This is a genomic window from Streptomyces sp. NPDC023481, assembly GCF_055560195.1.
This window is the reverse complement of the sequence record NZ_JBVHJE010000016.1, coordinates 165,356-180,188: the sequence shown is the minus strand read 5'-3', so window position 1 is coordinate 180,188 and position 14,833 is coordinate 165,356. Positions and strand designations below refer to the sequence as shown.

General features: G+C 69.6%; 13 protein-coding genes. 2 read left to right on the top strand and 11 right to left on the bottom strand.

Features of this window, described 5'->3' with window-relative positions; genetic code table 11:
- Window positions 1-28: 28 nt before the first annotated feature.
- From ACZ3ZD_RS28325 to ACZ3ZD_RS28305, 5 genes are all read right to left on the bottom strand, one after another.
- On the bottom strand, window positions 29-2,194 hold the full coding sequence (locus tag ACZ3ZD_RS28325; RefSeq protein WP_467403021.1) for a beta-galactosidase: 2,166 nt from the start codon (window positions 2,192-2,194) through the stop codon (window positions 29-31).
- A gap of 64 nt (window positions 2,195-2,258) precedes the next feature.
- On the bottom strand, window positions 2,259-3,206 hold the full coding sequence (locus ACZ3ZD_RS28320) for a carbohydrate ABC transporter permease (protein ID WP_467403017.1): 948 nt from the start codon (window positions 3,204-3,206) through the stop codon (window positions 2,259-2,261).
- Window positions 3,203-4,138 carry a carbohydrate ABC transporter permease gene (locus tag ACZ3ZD_RS28315; RefSeq protein WP_467403148.1) on the bottom strand — a complete coding sequence of 312 codons (936 nt, stop codon included), beginning with the start codon at window positions 4,136-4,138 and terminating at the stop codon, window positions 3,203-3,205. Before ACZ3ZD_RS28315 ends, ACZ3ZD_RS28320 begins: the two co-directional genes overlap by 4 nt.
- 84 nt (window positions 4,139-4,222) lie before the next feature.
- A complete protein-coding gene (locus ACZ3ZD_RS28310) occupies window positions 4,223-5,617 on the bottom strand; it encodes an ABC transporter substrate-binding protein (RefSeq protein ID WP_467403015.1) in 1,395 nt (464 codons plus the stop codon).
- A 357-nt stretch (window positions 5,618-5,974) separates the two neighbouring features.
- Window positions 5,975-7,108 carry a LacI family DNA-binding transcriptional regulator gene (locus ACZ3ZD_RS28305; protein ID WP_467403011.1) on the bottom strand — a complete coding sequence of 378 codons (1,134 nt, stop codon included), beginning with the start codon at window positions 7,106-7,108 and terminating at the stop codon, window positions 5,975-5,977.
- A gap of 354 nt (window positions 7,109-7,462) precedes the next feature.
- On the opposite strand from ACZ3ZD_RS28305, the gene ACZ3ZD_RS28300 reads away from it, so the two are divergent.
- Window positions 7,463-7,858, top strand: coding sequence for a hypothetical protein (locus ACZ3ZD_RS28300; RefSeq protein WP_467403007.1), 396 nt, complete (start codon window positions 7,463-7,465; stop codon window positions 7,856-7,858).
- 537 nt (window positions 7,859-8,395) lie between these two features.
- On the opposite strand, the gene ACZ3ZD_RS28295 is transcribed toward ACZ3ZD_RS28300, so the two are convergent.
- The 6 genes from ACZ3ZD_RS28295 to ACZ3ZD_RS28270 all read right to left on the bottom strand — a co-directional run bounded on the left by ACZ3ZD_RS28295 (window position 8,396) and on the right by ACZ3ZD_RS28270 (window position 14,050).
- Window positions 8,396-9,166, bottom strand: coding sequence for an SDR family NAD(P)-dependent oxidoreductase (locus tag ACZ3ZD_RS28295; RefSeq protein ID WP_467403005.1), 771 nt, complete (start codon window positions 9,164-9,166; stop codon window positions 8,396-8,398).
- A gap of 31 nt (window positions 9,167-9,197) precedes the next feature.
- Complete coding sequence (locus tag ACZ3ZD_RS28290; protein WP_467403002.1) at window positions 9,198-10,199, bottom strand: transketolase family protein; 1,002 nt, start codon at window positions 10,197-10,199, stop codon at window positions 9,198-9,200.
- Window positions 10,196-11,080 carry a transketolase gene (locus ACZ3ZD_RS28285; RefSeq protein WP_467403000.1) on the bottom strand — a complete coding sequence of 295 codons (885 nt, stop codon included), beginning with the start codon at window positions 11,078-11,080 and terminating at the stop codon, window positions 10,196-10,198. The genes ACZ3ZD_RS28290 and ACZ3ZD_RS28285 overlap by 4 nt, the downstream gene beginning before the upstream one ends.
- 97 nt (window positions 11,081-11,177) lie before the next feature.
- Window positions 11,178-12,539, bottom strand: a complete 1,362-nt coding sequence (locus ACZ3ZD_RS28280; RefSeq protein WP_467402996.1) for an MFS transporter — start codon at window positions 12,537-12,539, stop codon at window positions 11,178-11,180.
- Window positions 12,540-12,723: 184 nt separating this feature from the next.
- The gene (locus ACZ3ZD_RS28275; RefSeq protein ID WP_467402993.1) at window positions 12,724-13,410 is read right to left on the bottom strand and encodes a GntR family transcriptional regulator; all 687 of its coding nucleotides are present in this window, start codon (window positions 13,408-13,410) and stop codon (window positions 12,724-12,726) included.
- Between the two features lie 217 nt (window positions 13,411-13,627).
- Window positions 13,628-14,050, bottom strand: a complete 423-nt coding sequence (locus tag ACZ3ZD_RS28270) for a hypothetical protein (protein WP_467402991.1) — start codon at window positions 14,048-14,050, stop codon at window positions 13,628-13,630.
- A gap of 544 nt (window positions 14,051-14,594) precedes the next feature.
- On the opposite strand from ACZ3ZD_RS28270, the gene ACZ3ZD_RS28265 reads away from it, so the two are divergent.
- Entirely contained in the window at window positions 14,595-14,816 is a 222-nt protein-coding gene (locus tag ACZ3ZD_RS28265; RefSeq protein WP_467402989.1) for a hypothetical protein, read from the top strand.
- The last annotated feature ends 17 nt before the right edge of the window (window positions 14,817-14,833 follow it).

Here is a 14,833-nt window from a genome sequence, read left to right as displayed (position 1 = left end):
TGCGCTGTGGGGCCGCCCGATGACCCGGTCAGAAGGCAGACGCCCGCTCAGGCGTGGGCGGCGGTGCCGTCGTCCTGGCGACGAGGACCCGGACGTCCCACGGGCCCAGGCCCACCTCCGCGCCTGCCGGTACGTCGCCGCCGCTGAGGACGTCGGACAGGTGCACCGGGGAGGAGACCCGGACGGGCTCCCAGCTCCAGTTGTGAACGACGTGGACGTGCCGCCCGTCCGGCGAGGTCCCGGTCGTGACGGTCACGGTCTCGGGGAGGTCCCGCCAGCCGCCGCGCGGGTCGGGCGCGATCCAGGCGGCCAGTGACCGGGCGAGGTCACGGCCGGGGACCGTGCCCACGCAGGTGACCCGGCCGGCGCCGTGCTGACGGGTGGTGACGGCGGGCCAGCGCCCGAAGTGCGGGTGCTCGTAGGAGGCCAGTGTCTCGGCGTCGACCGGGGTGAGGCATTCGAGCCAGTGCGTCGCGGTCGCGTCGGCGGGCACCCGGAGCGGGCCGCCGTCCACACCGCGGACCGGCACGGTCCCCACCAAGTTGCTGAACTCGTCGTAGTGCACACCCGCGGCCTCGGCGAGACGGCCGGGGGCCGTCTCGTGCCGGGCGCGGGCCTCGTGGTCGGCGTATCCGGTGCGGGGTCCCAGGACGAGGTGGCCGCCCGCGCGGGCGTAGGCGGCGAGCCAGTCGAGGGCGGCGTCGGTGGCGATGTACAGCGCCGGGACGACCATCACCGGGTGGCGGCGCGTGGCCTCCTCCGGTGCCACGTTCTCGACCAGTTGCGCGACATGCACGATCCGCACCTGGCGCCCGGCGTCGAAGGCGCCTCGGTAGAAGGGGTCGAAGACGCGGTGGTAGGCGGCGGGGTCCGGCTCGCCGTTGGGCTTGGACAACGGCGGATACTTCTGCATCAGCCACTTGCTCGGCATCGAGTAGACCATCGTGATGTCGGCGTCCGGCTCCAGCCCCGCGACGAGCGGACCGGCCTTGGCGAACTCGGCGCCCAGACGGGCGATTTCGGCATAGGTGCGGCCCGGCTGCCCACTGTGCGGGAGGACTCCGCCCCAGTAGGTCTCGGCGCCGAAGCGCAGGGTCTGCCACTGCCAGTACTCGATCATCCGGGCGCCCCGGGCCACATGTGCCCACGCGGTCTGGCGCCACTGGCCGTCGTAACCGGGACGGTTGTCCCAGGCGAAACCGATGGAGCTCGCGTTGGTCTCCGTGACCAGGAAGGGCTCCTGACGGGAGGAGTACATCCAGTCCGCCGTCTGGTACATCGACCACACGCCGGTGGTCTTCCAGACCTGCTCGTGCTCGTCCGGGGTGGGGTCGGGCAGCAGCAGGCCGTCCTGCATGTCGTAGTACGGATTGCCGGAGGCGATGTCGAGCCGCGCGGCCAGTTCGTCGTCCGCCACACCCTGGCGGGTGTAGGAGATGCAGGTGGTGACGAAGTGCTCGGGACGGGCGTACTCGCGGACGATGTCGGCCTGCCAGCCGATGAACTCGGTGACCTGCCGGGCCTGAAACTCCCGCCAGGCGACGTCGTACTGCGGCTGTTCGTTGCCGTCCGGGGTCCACAGGTCGGACCAGTCGGACAGCCGGTGCGACCAGTAGACCAGGCCCCACTCGCGGTTGAGGGTCTCGACGTCGCCGTACTTGTCGCGCAGGTGGTCGACGAAGCGCTGGAAGACACCGCGATTGTGGAAGAGGTGCAGGCCGGGCTCGTTGTCGACCTGCCAACCGATGACCGCCGAGTGGTCGGCGTAGCGGGCGACGATCTTCCGGATGATCCGCTCGGCGTGGAAGCGGAAGGCGGGGTGGGTGAAGTCCGCCTCCTGACGGGCGCCCCAGCCGATGCGCGCGCCGGTACGCCGCTCCCCCGTGATCTCCGGGTACTGGCGGGCCAGCCACGGCGGCACGGCGTACGTCGGCGTGCCGAGGATGACGGATATGCCGCGCTCGTGGGCACCGTCGAGGACCGGCTGGAGCCAGTCGAGGTCGAAGCGTCCGTTCTCGGGCTCCCAGGTGGACCAGACCGACTCGCCGACCCGGATCACCGTGAAGTTCGCCTCGGCCATCAGGTCCAGGTCGGTCTTCAGCCGTTCGTCGGGCCGCAGTTCGGGATCGTAGGCTGGCGTGTACTCGTGGTAGTACGCGGCACCGAAGAGGACGCGGGCGGGCAGAACCGCCATAGGGGGAACCTCCGAGGAGTCGATGGGGGTGGATCTGGGCGTCGGCTCTGTGGTCGGCGGGGTGTTACTGCTTGACGCCGCCGGCGGCCAGACCGCTCTGCCAGTACCGCTGCAGGAGCAGGAAGGCCACGACGAGCGGGATGATGGAAATGAGGGACCCGGTCACGACGAGCGCGAGCATGTTGCTGTTCGCGCCGCTCCCGCCGCCGAACGCCTGGGACGCCCAGGACGAGAGGCCGACCGTGACGGGATACAGCTTGGGGTCGTTCAGCATGATCAGCGGCAGGAAGTAGTTGTTCCAGGTCGCCACGAGCGTGAAGAGCACGACCGTCACCAGGCCGGGGGCCAGCAGCCGCAGCGCGATCGTGACGAAGATGCGCAGCTCCCCCGCCCCGTCGATGCGCGCGGCCTCCATAAGGCTGTCCGGGACGGCGTCCGCGGCGTAGATACGCATGAGATAGAGGCCGAACGGGCTGACCAGCGAGGGCAGCACGATGGCCCAGGGGGTGTTGACGAGGTCCACCTTCGCGAACAGCAGGTAGGTGGGGATGGCCAGGGCGGTCGTCGGGATCATGACGGCGCCGAGGACGAGGGAGAAGGCGGCGTTGTTGCCGCGGAAGCGGTACTTGGCGAAGCCGTAGCCTGCGGCGGCCGCCAGGAGCGCGGCGCCCAGTGCGCTGCCGACGGAGTACAGGACCGTGTTGAGCAGCCAGTGCGGGAAGACCCCGTCGTCGTGCGTGAGCGTCTCGTGGACGTTCTCCAGCAGTTGCGGCGCGTGGGAGAACCACAGGCCGAAGCTGGTGAACAGGTCGTGGGTGCTCTTGGTCGAGGAGACCGCGAGCCAGAACAGCGGCAGCAGGAAGTACGCCAGGACGGCCAGCATGACGATGGTCAGCGGGGCGCTGCGGCGCCCGGCCGCTCGCCGACGCTGCCGGCGGGCGGTCCGCGGTGTGCCGGCCGCGGTGGCGCGCGGGGCCTGCCGGGACGTGGAGGGGGGTGTCGTGGTCGTCACGAGGTCCTCCTGCGGTTCGCGATGAACAGGACGGCATAGGAGAAGATCACGATGACCAGGCCGAGGAAGAAGGACACCGCCGCCGAGTAGTTGACCTGCTGGCCGGTGAAGGCCAGGGAGTAGGCGTACAGGTTCGCGGTGTACGAGTTGCTGATGACGTCGGGCGCGATGGGCTGCAGCAGCTTCGGCTCGTTGAACAGCTGGAAGCTGCCGATCACGGAGAACAGCAGGGTGAGCAGCAGGGCGGGACGCAGCGCGGGGAGCTTGATGGACCAGGCGATCCGCCAGGGGCCGGCGCCGTCCATCGCCGCGGCCTCGTACAGCTCCTGGGGAACGGTCCGCAGGGCCGCGTACAGGATGATCATGTTGTAGCCGACGAACTCCCAGGTGACGACGTTCGCCAGGCTTGCAAGCATCCAGCCGTCGCTGAGGAAGTGCGGGACCGGCAGGCCGAGCTTCTCGCTCAGCTGGGCGAACGGCCCGAAGTCCGGCCCGTACAGGTAGCCCCACATCAGGGTGGCGACCACGCTCGGGACGGCGTAGGGCACGAAGATGCCCAGACGGATCACGCGGGCGAGGCGCAGCAGACCGCTGTCGAGCGCGAGGGCGAAGACCAGGGCCAGCACCAACATGAGCGGGACCTGGATCAGGAAGAACTCCGCGACCCGCACGACTCCTTCACGCAGCAGGGGGTCCTTGAGGGCCGTCACGTAGTTGTCCAGCCCGACGAACGCGTTCCCGCCGATGATTCTCTGCCGGAACAGGCTCAGGTAGGCGGCGTAGCCGAGCGGGGCGAGGAACATCAGCAGGAACAGCACCATGAACGGTGCGACGAACAGCGGGCCTGCCGCGCCTTGGCGCAGGCCACCGAGCCGGCGCCTGGGCCCCGCTCGGCGCGGCTCCTCGGTGGAGGCCACGGTCGTGGCAGTCATCATCGGGCCTTTCTTGGAGGAAGGGCTGGCCGGGGGCGGGTTCCGTACCCACGCGTGAGGCGCGGGTACGTAACCCCCCGCAGATCACGGAGACTTGACGGTGAAGCCCTGAGCCTTGGCGTAGGTGGTCAGACGCGTCTGCCATGCGCCGAGCGCGGCGACCGGGTCTTTCTTCCGGGTCAGGGCCGTACCCACGGTCTCGGTCCAGTCGGTGACGGCCTGGTCCAGGAACGGCGGCCACTGGAAGTCGGGACTGACCGTCTTGCTGACGTCGGCGAACACCTGGTTGACCTTCTGGCCGCCGTAGAAGGAGGGGGCGTCGGCGGTGAATGCCGCGTCCGCGAGCAGCTGCTTGGTCGCCGGGAAGAACGACTGCTTGGTGTTGAACAGCTTCGCGCTGGCCGGGTCGCTGTTGAGGAACTGCGCGAACACCGCGGCCGCGATCGGGGTCTTGGTCTCCTTGATGACCGCGCTGGTCGAGCCGCCCCAGTTGCCGGAGCTCGGCTTCGACGGGTCCCATTGCGGCAGCGGGGCGGCCCGCCATTTGCCGGCGGTGGACTTGGCCGAGCCGGAGAGGAAGACCGGCCCCCAGGCGGCGGTGATCCAGGTGGCGTACTTGCCCTTGTTGAGCGCGGAGAACCAGGAATCGGTGAAGTCCGGCTCGATGCCGATCACGCCTTCCTGGGCCAGCCCGCCCCAGTAGGCGGCGAGCTTCCTGGAGATGGCGTCGTCGACGTCGATGGTGACGTTGCCTTTGCCGGCGGTCGCGTAGGGCTTGGCTCCCGCCTGCCAGAGCAAACCGTGCCAGGCGGCCGCCTCGTTGCCGGCCAGGTTGGTCAGGTAGACGTCCGGGTCGGCCTTGTGCAGCTTGCGCGCGGCGGCGGCGAAGTCGTCCCAGGTCTTGGGCGGCTCGATGCCGTGCTTGTCGAAGATGTCCGCCCGGTAGAGCATGCCCATCGGCCCGGTGTCCTGCGGGATCGCCCAGATTTCGCCCTTGGGGCCGCTGACCTGCCCCCAGGTCCAGTCGACGAACGTGTCCTTGAGCTTGGACGCGCCGTACGGGGCCAGGTCGAGCAGGCTGTCCGTGACCGTGAAGGTCGGGATGGCCTGGTACTCCATCTGCGCCACGTCCGGGGCACCGTTGCCGGCCTTGATCGCCGTACGCAGCTTCGTGTAATGCGCAATGCCCTGGCCCGCGTTGACGACGTTGACCTTGATGGCCGGGTACTTCGTCTCGAAGAGAGCGACCTCCTGGTCGATGTCCGGGACCCAGGTCCAGAACGTCAGCGTGGTCGGAGTCTTCATCGCCTTGGCGATGTCGGCTTGGCTGACCGGCTTGGTGGACGAGGAGGCGGAGCCGCCGCCGTCACCGCCGCCGCAGGCGGTGAGAGCGGCACCCAGCGTGACCGCTCCCGCGGCGGTCAGGAGGAGCCGACGGCTCATCTGGGACTGGCTGGGGGTGGAGTCGGTTCTGTGCATGAGAACTCCCGCCGATGGCTGAGGGAAGGGCACGCCGAGCACAGGCGTGCGGGATGAGGGTGATGGTGAAAAGAAGCTCGGACGTGTCGGCCGTCAGTGGGGTCGGCATGGCCGGGGTGCGCCTCTTCGCCTGCACCGCCCGGCGGGAGAGCCACCTGCTGTCGAGGGGAGGCCCGTGGGCGGGAAGGAACGGGTGGAGCGGAGAGGTGTGAGCGGTGACGGCGCTCGGCGCCTCAGGTGCCGCACCGTGCGGTGCCGCGGCTCGGGGCGAGGGGCGGGAACAGTGGCCGGTGGGGCGGCTCGCCTCACACTTCCCGCACGACACAAAGGGCTGGTCGATGGGTCGGTCGATGGTGATCAGTCGTGCGTGGCTGCACCTCCACCCAGGGGCGGTCCGGGCCGACCCTCATTCGGGGACGGTGCGGCGGACCGGCCGTGGCCCGGGGTCCTCCGGGACGGCGGAGGCGCGGTCGAGGCGCGGATCACCAGGTTGACCGGTGGTTCACTGGCCGGCAAGGGGGGCGCGTCCGGGTTCTCGATGGAGTGCACGAGACGCTTGAGCCCCTCCTGCGCCACGGCGTCGAAGGGCTGACGCATCGTGGTGAGCGGAGGGGTCACATAGGCGGCGACGGGGATGTCATCGAAGCCCACGACACTGACATCCTCGGGCACGCGTCGGCCGGCTTCCGCCAGCGCACGAATGAGCCCGATCGCCATGTCGTCGTTGGCGGCGAAGACTGCGGTCAGGTCGCCGTCGGCGGCCAGTTCACGGCCCGCCGTGTAGCCAGTGGATGCAGACCAGTCGCCCTCCACGACGGGCGGTATCCGCCTGCCGTGTGCGGCGAGCGTCGACCGCCAGCCCTCCAGCCGGTCCCGGGCGGCGTACCAGCGCTGCGGCCCGGCGAGGTGGTGGACGGTCTCGTGCCCCAGCTCCAGCAGGTACTCGGTCGCCGTGCGCGCCATCAGGTCGGCGCCGACGCCGGCGGTGAGCGTTCTCGGCGTTGACAGGGGCGGCGCCCCCAGGACGAGGACCGGTACATCGCCGCGGGCGGAGAGGTCCTCGCCGTTGCCGTCATCGATCGGCTCGGAGATGACGATGCCGTCCACGCCCTGGTCGAGCAGCGAGTCGACGGCACCGGCGACGCCCGTCGGGTCGCCCTCCACGGTGTTGACCACGCGGAGGGCGTAGCCGGTGTCCCGGACGGCACGCTCGACCCCCATGATCAGGGAGGCGGGTCCGTACAGGGCGGTTCCCAACGTCACCACACCGATGGAGCGAGTGCGTCCGGAGGCCAGTGCGCGGGCGGCATTGTTCATGCGGTAGCCGAGTTCCTCGCCGGCTTCCAGGACGCGGCGGCGGACTTCGGCCGAGACGTACGGCTCGTCGTTGTAGACCCGGGAAACCGTCTTCTGCGAGACGCCGGCCAGCCGGGCCACGTCCACACTGCGCGCTGCGGCAGAACTCCCGCCCCGCCCTGCACCTCGCCTCATGGTGACTCCGGATGCCTCGTGACCGATGACGGTCCTGGGACTGTCTGACTGCGCTGTCATGTCTACGCAGTCAGACGGCAGTCGTCAAGTGTCCGGCACGAATTCGTAACCCGGTGTAGATCCCGGCCCGGAGCGAGCTGGCCGATGACGGCGGCAGAAGCGTTGAGGTCTTCGAGCCGGCCGTCGGGCTTCTGTGCCCACTGGCCCGCGCATCCGCAAGGCAAGACGACCATTCGCTCACCGCGGCGACCGCCCGCCGGCACGGGGCGCCGTTCCACAGCCCCGTCAGACGGAACCCGGCCCGCTGAAACGCGGTCCCGCCTCACGGTCGAGTCTGCCCCTTAGGCCACAGCGGTGCCTGCTCCGCGTAAGAGGAAGACTGCGGGCGCAGCGGATGCGGGCCGCCGGTCGCCGGCCGGCAAGTCGGCCGCCCCGGCCCCAAAGCGCACCAGCAAGAAGAACTCCGAAGCGTCCCAGGCCGCGCAGTCGGCCGCGCCCAAGCTCGTGGATCTCGTCCGCGAGTACCTGGCCGGACAGCACGAGCCACGCTCCGCCGCCGAAATCTCCACCACATTGGAACAGCAGAATCCCGGGCGCGAGATCAAAGCCAAGATCGTGCGTCTCACGCTCGAAGGGCTCGTGGCCAAGAACCAGGCCCAGCGCACCAAGCAAGGCCGCTCCGTCTTCTACACCGCCCCGGAGAACACCGAGCCCGCCCCGCAGGACGAGCCGGCTGCTCCCTCGGCCTGACACTCCACAGGGGTGCCGTCTTCAAGCGCACCGCCGTGACGCTCGGGTGCCTGGGGGCCACGCAGATGTCCGCTGGCAGCGCCGAGGATGCCTGTGCGGCCTGGCCCCGCGCGCTCAACGCGATGGAAGACCGAATCCATGCCGGCAGCGCGTGGTGGAGGCGGCAGTTCCTGTCTCCGTATCGGCGCCGGGGCAGGTGGCGGGTCCTGGCCATCGCGCCAGGCGGCGAGCATCACGAGCCCATGCAGCTGGTACCCAGTCGAATGGGTCACCGCTGCGGTCGGTGACCTCCTCGAACCGCTGGCGAGCGCGCGCCTCATGGCCCGGCAGATCGACGGCGTAACTGCGGTGGCCGAGCAACGCCAGCTCCCGCTGGATGGGCGCGCTGGTCAGGGTGAGTTGCCTGACACGGCGTGGCACGGAAACCGGGGGCTCCGGTGCTGATTGCGCCTGGCAGACGCGACCCGACCCATCGGACACCCCCTAATCGGACGATGTTGGCGATTCCCCGGCCGTGAACTCCTCGTGCTGGTCACTTCAGTGAATGTGTGACCCGCCGTTGACATCGTATGTGGCTCCGGTGACGTATCCGGAGCTGGGCCGTGCCAGGAATGCGATGACGTCCGCTACGTCCTCGACGCCGCCGATGCGGCGCATGGGGATGTCGGCCGTCATGGCGGCCTTGCGGGCCTCGTCCAGCTTGCCTTGGGTGATGTCGGTGTCGATCAGCCCGGGCGCCACGCAGTTTGCCGTCACGCCCGAGGGGCCGAGTTCGCGGGCCAGGGCCCGGGCGAAGCCGAGGAGTGCGGCTTTGGCCGCAGAGTAGGCGACTCCGCCGAAGACCCCTCCCCCGCGCTCGGCGGAGACCGAGGACAGGAAGACGATCCGTCCGAAGTCGCGCTCTGCCATGCCTGCGGCGATGCGCTGGGTGACGAGGAAGCTGCCGCGGACGTTGACGTCAAAGATCCGGTCCCATTCGCCGGGTGTGACGTCGAGGAAGGGGACGGGGGAGGTGATGCCGGCGTTGTTGACGAGGGCGCCGATCGGCGGGAGTGCGGCTTCGGCCTGGGTGATCGCTGCGTCGACGGCGTCGGCGTTGGTGACGTCCGCCGCGAGAGCCAATGTCTGGACTTCGTGGCGGGCCGCGACCTCGCGGGCGGTGTCCTCGGCGGCTTCCTTGTCCAGGTCGAGTACGGCGAGGTGGTAGCCGTCGGCGGCGAGCGCGTGGGCGGTGGCGCGGCCGATCCCGCGACGGGATCCGGCGCCGGTGACGAGGGCCGTGCGGGAGATGTCGTGCTGGGCGGTCATGCGAGCTCCTGGGTAGGGCGGCGTGGCGGGTTCACAGCTCTCGGCGGACGCGATCCTTGATCGCTTCGACGGACAGGCCGTAGCGGTCGTGCAGGGTGGGCAGCGCGCCGGCGGCGAGGAACTCGTCGGGCAGTCCGATGGGGACGATCCGTGCAGTCGTCCCGGCGAAGGCGAGGCTGGAGGCGACGGACTCGGCGAGGCCGCCAATGACGCTGTGGTTTTCGAGGGTGACGACGAGGCGTCCCTTGCCCGCCTCGCGTACGACGGTCTCGCGGTCGAAGGGCTTGATGGTCGGTACGTGCAGGACGGCGACGTCGATGCGGTCGCGTTCGAGGTCTCGGGCCGCCGACAGGGCTCGTACCGTCATCAGGCCGGTGGAGATGAACAACACCTCCCGCCCGCCGCGCAGTTGAGCGGCGCGGCCGAGGTGGAAGGTGTAGTCGTACTCGTCCAGGACGGTGGGGACCGCGCCGCGCAACAGTCGCATGTAGGTGGGGCCGGGGTGGGCCGCCAGGGCGGGAACGGCCTGTTCGATGTCGGTCGAGTCCGCCGGATCGACGATGGTCAGGCCCGGCATGCCGCGTAGGATCGCCAGGTCCTCCGTGGCCTGGTGGCTGGGGCCGTAGCCGGTGGTCAGGCCGGGCAGGGCGCCGACGACGTTGACATTGAGGCCCGGCTCGGCGATGTCCAGGCACAGGAAGTCGTAGCCGCGGCGGGTGGCGAAAACGGAGTAGGTGGAGGCGAACGGGATCAGACCCGATTCGGCAAGTCCGGCGGCCGCGCCGAGCATGGCCTGTTCCGCCATGCCCATCTGGAAGAACCGCTCGGGGTGTGCCTCGCGGAAGACATGCATGTCGGTGTACTTGGCCAGGTCGGCGGAGAGGCCGACGATGTCAGGGCGTTGCTCCGCGAGTCGGGCAAGGGCGTAGCCGAAGGGGGCCTTGGTGGTGTGCTGGCCCTCCTCGGCGATGGAGGCGATCATCGCGGAGGTGGTGAGCTTGCGCGCTGTCGCAGGGGCGCCGACGGCGTTCATGCGGTGGGTTCCTTGTCTACGGAGGCTGCGGGCACGGTGGTCTGTGGGGGTTCGCCGCCATGCCCGGCACGGAAGCGTTCGGTCAGCTGGTCGCGGGCGAGCTGCCACTCGTGTTCCTCGACTCGCATGAAATGCGCCTTCTCGCGGGTCTCCAGCATCGGCACCCCGCGCCCGATCCGGGTGTCGCAGACGAGCACGGCGGGCGATCCCCGGTGGGTGCGCAGGCTGTCGAAGGCGGTGACGAGTGCGTCGATGTCGTTGCCGTCGATGCGGATCGCGTGCCAGCCGAACGCCTCCCACTTGGCGGTGACCGGCTCGGTACGCAGCACGCCCTTCGTCGGCCCGTCGGCCTGCAGGGCATTGACGTCGACGATGGCGGTGACGTTGTCCAGGCCGTGGTGGGCACAGGCCAGGGCGGCCTCCCAGGTGGAGCCCTCATCCAGTTCGCCGTCGGAGAGGAGGTTGTACACGCAGGCCTGGCTGCCCTGGTGGCGCAGGCCGAGTGCCAGGCCAGCCGCGATGCCCAGGCCGTGGCCGAGGGAGCCGCCGGAGATCTCCATGCCGGGGGTGTAGGAGGCCATGCCCGACATGGGCAGGCGGGAGTCGTCGCTGCCGTAGGTGGCGAGTTCGGCCACGTCCAGGACACCGGCTTCGGCGAGGGCCGCGTACAGGGCGAGGGCGTAGTGCCCGATGGAGAGCAGCAGCCGGTCACGCTCGGGCCATTCCGGCTCGTCGGGGCGGTGGTTGAGGACGTCCTGGTAGACGACGGCGAGGATGTCGGCCACGCCGAGTGCCTGTCCGATGTAGCCCTGGCCCTGGACTTCGGCCATGTTCAGAGCGTTCAGCCGGATGCGGTAGGCGGACTCCTCCAGGGCGCGCAAGCGCCGTGCGTGGGGCGGAGGAGGGCCGGTCCGCCGGCCGCCGGCGGGAGTTATGGTGGGGGTTGAGGTCACGTCACTCCTTCTTCTGTGTTGAGCGTCAGTGGAGTTGGGCAGTGGGAGCGGTCGTACCGCGCGCAGCGGCCTGCGCCGCGAAGTCGGCCTCGCTCCGCTCGGGCGCGCCCCATGTTTCGCGGGTCAGTACGGCGGCGACGAGGCCGAGGAAGCCGTAGAAGCTGAAGAGGAGGGCCGGCCCAGCCCAGCCGACGGCGGAGTACAGGGCGGTGGCGAGAAGGGGCGTGAAGCCGGAAACGACCGCGGAGAGCTGGTAGGCGAGCGAGGTTCCGGCGGTTCGGGTCCGGGTGGCGAACAGCTCGCAGAACCAAGCCCCTTGGACGCCGGCCAGACAGTTCTGGCAGATGGCGTAACTGATGACGAAGGCGACCAGAACGAGCGCGGCGGTCGCAGTGTTGACCAGCAGGAAGAGCGGGACGCCCCACAGCAGGGTGATGGTGCAGCCCACCAGGTACACCGGCCGGCGTCCGACGCGGTCGGACAGCAGGCCCCAGCCGATGGTGGCGGCGATGCCCAGGGCCGCGGCGGTCACCAGGGCGGTGAGGGTAACGCCGCTGGAGACGTCGGGGGCGTGGTCGTCGTTCAGGTAGGACAGGACGAAGGTGACGGACACCGCGTACCCGGCGGTCTCCGCGATCCGCAGGCAGAAAGCCCGCAGCACGCCTCGCCAGTCCTCGCGGAGCACCTCCCACAGGGGGTTCTTCGCGACGTCGCCGGTCTCCTTCAGCTCCTCGAACTGGGGGGACTCGTCGATGCGGAGCCTGATGAAGATGCCTACCGCGATCAGTACGGCGCTCAGCAGGAAGGGCACCCGCCAGGCCCAGGTGTCGTTCAGGGTGTGCCGGCTGACGAGGAAGGCGAGGTTGGCCAGGAGCAGGCCGACGGGGAAGCCGGCCTGGGTGATCCCGGTGTACAGGCCACGCCGGCGCCATGGGGCGTGTTCGAAGGTCATCAGGATCGCGCCGCCCCATTCGGCGCCGAAGGCGAGTCCCTGGACGACGCGGACGGCCACGAGCAGGACCGGGGCCCACACGCCGACCATCTGGTACGTCGGCAGGCAGCCGATGAGGACGGTCGCCACACCCATCAGCAGCAGCGAAGCGACCAGGACCGGTTTCCGGCCGATGCGGTCGCCCAAGTGGCCAGCGATGACTCCACCGAGGGGGCGGGCGGCGAAGCCGATGCCGAGTGTGGCGAAGGACAGCAAAATGGCGGACAGAGGATCGGAGCTGGGGAAGAACACGTCGCCGAAGTAGAGCGCGGCGGCCGTTCCGAAGCCGATGAAATCGTACGTCTCGATGGTTGCGCCGACGCCGCAGCCGACGGCGACTCTCAGCCGCTCGGGTGAGCCCTGTACCGACTGCCCGGGAGGCGGGGAAGCAGCCATGCCGATCCTCCTTGATCGCTCGCAAAGCGGTTCGTCCCCGACCGTTACTGTTGGCCGTTGACTGTTAACAGTCGAGAGACGATGCTGAGGACTGCGTGAACGCGTGTCAACCCCCTTCGCTCGAAAGTCCAAAAACAAGTAGGCCCACCGGTCTCCCGGTGGGCCTACGAGAAGGATGGCTGTGTCAGTCGGCTGCTTGGTCACCGCCCCCGACGCCGAGTTGCTCGACGGCCGCAGCCATGTGGATATGCAGGACATTCAGCGCCCCCGCCGCGTCACCCCGCTCGATCGCCTCCACGACCGGCAGATGGGCGGACGCCGCCATGGCCACCTCCCGGCGGTCGGCCGCAGCGCTCATGATGACCACGCGGATGGGCCCTTCGAGTTGCCGCCAGGTCTTGAGCAGGACCGAGTTGCCTGACTGCTCACACAGCAGATGGTGGAAGGCAAGATCGGCCTCTACCTTGACGCTCAGATCGGCGCCCGACGTGACGGTCTCCCCCAACCGCGCCACTGCCTCCCGCAACGCCCGCGCCGCCTCCGGCCCCCGCGCCGACTCGATGATCTGCCGGATCGCAAGTCCCTCCAGGGCCTCGCGCACCTGAAAGAGCTCGCGGACCTCGACCGGCGACAACTGCGAGACCCTCAGCATTCCCCGCGCCCCGGCGGTGACCAGCCCTTCCTGCTGAAGATGGCGCAGAGCCTCCCGCACCGTCCCGCGGCTGACGGACAGCCGCTCCGCGATCTCCACCTCACCCAGATGATCACCGGGGCGGTACTGACCACTGGTGATCGCTGTTCGCAACGCCACGAGCGCCTGCTCCCGCAGGGTCGTCGAGCGGGCGAGACTGGAAAGCGTCGGACCAGTCACGGACCAGGCCTCCTTCAGGCTTCAGAGAAGGTCATCGTAACGGACCGCGTGTCATCTGTTGACAGTCGGCACTTCCTGAGCGCCCACCGCGACCCACCGTCGCCTTCGCACTGAGCACCCGAATCGAGTGGAGTGCGGCAGAAGGCGTTCGAGCGGTCAGGGCCCACGCGGCCGCGGGCAGTGGCTGTGCCGGGCTGTCCACGGCCGGGTTGGTGGTTCAGCGGACGTGGACCGTGGCCACGCCGGAGGCGTGCAGGCGCACCGGGTGCTGGTCGTGCTTGCTGGTCAGGCCGTACAGCACCGCGCGGAACTGCAGGTCGCCGCGGTGCGCAGCCGAGCCGGGTACGGTCAGCCGGGCGTCGTGCTTGGCGGGGGTGCTGCAGTTCTCCTGGTGCCACGGCTGCTCGCCGGTGCGCTCCTCCAGGCAGAGCTGGTGCAGGTAGCCGGCGCTGTCGTCGTCGCCGTGCGCCGTGATGGTGAAAGTCTTGCCTACGTGCGCCGTGCGGGGCGCGGTGATGCCGACGTCGCCCTTGGCGAAGGCCGGCACGGCGGCCAGCGCCACCGAGGCCAGACCCAGCGCACCGATCACGGCCGCACGACCGCCCCGCGCCTTCATCCCGCTCTTCTTCGTCCTGGTCATGGACTTTTCCCTCCCGTGGGTCTCCCCTGCCGGGTGAGACCCACCCCCTTGTGGCGAGGGCGCCCGGTTGGCGCCCTGGCTGCTCATTGAGAGGAACGGTTCTTCCGCCCGGTTGTGCGCCACCCGGCGCCGTTACGGATCCACGACAAAACCCGCCGGCCATACGGGTCCCACCAGCGGCAGCCGAACCGCTCCTCCGCAGTGGGCAGTTCACCGCATGCCCTGCCCGGGAGTGCGAGCGGACACCCGTACCGCGGGAAGGGTGTACCTGATCGGGCGGTAGCCCCCACAGCCGGTCTGCCGGGAGCACTGTCCAAGATCCGTCCGTGGCAGACGTCCCCGATGGATTGATCAAGCTGGACGATCCGCGATCTTCGGTCGCGCTCTGAACGTTGATCGGAACGGTGACTGGGCCAAAGCTGACGGTCCTGACCATATGGTTCGGGGCATCGGTAGACCTCCGTGACTGCCCCGAGCACCCTCAGACTACGGACGTCTCCGCGTCCCGCGTGCGCGTTCCCGGCACACGCCGCAGCCTGGCAGCATGACCGAGATGCCGCAGGTCGTCGTCCACCCACCGGCCGAGGACGGCGGCAGACGCGTCCGCGTCGGCAGCCGGTTCGTAGGCATGGCGTACACGCTGCTCGGCATCGTCGAGTTCCTACGCGGGGCCGGATCCGAAGATGTCGAGCCCGAGGACGTGGCAAGCGCGGCCTGGGTGGAGTGGCAGGGCGTCGGGCCGGACGTCTGGACGCCGCCCGGCTAGCGCCGCCCCATGGCTCT

Excerpts from the sequence above, each read along its gene's own strand:
- ACZ3ZD_RS28325 (WP_467403021.1), bottom strand. The coding sequence starts at position 2,194 with ATGGCGGTTCTGCCCGCCCGCGTCCTCTTCGGTGCCGCGTACTACCAC.
- ACZ3ZD_RS28315 (WP_467403148.1), bottom strand. The coding sequence starts at position 4,138 with ATGACTGCCACGACCGTGGCCTCCACCGAGGAGCCGCGCCGAGCGGGG.
- ACZ3ZD_RS28310 (WP_467403015.1), bottom strand. The coding sequence starts at position 5,617 with ATGCACAGAACCGACTCCACCCCCAGCCAGTCCCAGATGAGCCGTCGG.
- ACZ3ZD_RS28305 (WP_467403011.1), bottom strand. The coding sequence starts at position 7,108 with ATGAGGCGAGGTGCAGGGCGGGGCGGGAGTTCTGCCGCAGCGCGCAGT.
- ACZ3ZD_RS28295 (WP_467403005.1), bottom strand. The coding sequence starts at position 9,166 with ATGACCGCCCAGCACGACATCTCCCGCACGGCCCTCGTCACCGGCGCC.
- ACZ3ZD_RS28290 (WP_467403002.1), bottom strand. The coding sequence starts at position 10,199 with ATGAACGCCGTCGGCGCCCCTGCGACAGCGCGCAAGCTCACCACCTCC.
- ACZ3ZD_RS28280 (WP_467402996.1), bottom strand. The coding sequence starts at position 12,539 with ATGGCTGCTTCCCCGCCTCCCGGGCAGTCGGTACAGGGCTCACCCGAG.
- ACZ3ZD_RS28270 (WP_467402991.1), bottom strand. The coding sequence starts at position 14,050 with ATGACCAGGACGAAGAAGAGCGGGATGAAGGCGCGGGGCGGTCGTGCG.
- ACZ3ZD_RS28265 (WP_467402989.1), top strand. The coding sequence starts at position 14,595 with ATGACCGAGATGCCGCAGGTCGTCGTCCACCCACCGGCCGAGGACGGC.